This is a genomic window from Chromohalobacter sp. HP20-39, assembly GCF_033052815.1.
Lineage (GTDB): Bacteria > Pseudomonadota > Gammaproteobacteria > Pseudomonadales > Halomonadaceae > Chromohalobacter.
The window spans coordinates 1-325 of record NZ_JAWHTP010000376.1; the positions used below are offsets into that span (position 1 = coordinate 1).

1 protein-coding gene is annotated in these 325 nt (G+C 61.5%); it reads right to left on the reverse strand.

Annotated features, from left to right (window positions below; genetic code table 11):
• Positions 1–325, reverse strand: a 325-nt coding sequence (locus RVY79_RS18440; protein WP_317465993.1) for a conjugal transfer protein TraG N-terminal domain-containing protein, incomplete at both ends; no start/stop codon positions are given.

The following is a 325-nucleotide window of genomic DNA, read 5'->3' on the forward strand; positions in this document are numbered from 1 at the left end:
GGCACCCTTGCCGCCAGCTTGGCCGGCGCTCTTGCTGCCATCGGAAAGTCCCTGGATGACGTGCCCGGCCCGAATCCCAACCCAGGTAAGGCTCGCCAGCCAGAATCCCGGCAGAACCAGGAACATCGTGCCCATGACGAACATCAGGAGCATGTCGCCGAAGGCGTTGTTCAACCCTACCAGCGGGTCAAAGTTGGTGTGCGGCCGGTTCCAGCCAAAGCCCCAGCCATAAAGCGCGTCCAGAATCGTTGAATCGATCCAGCGTGCGAGCTGGAACCAGAAGTCCGTGAAGAACAGCGCGAACTGCACGACGCTGACGGTGACG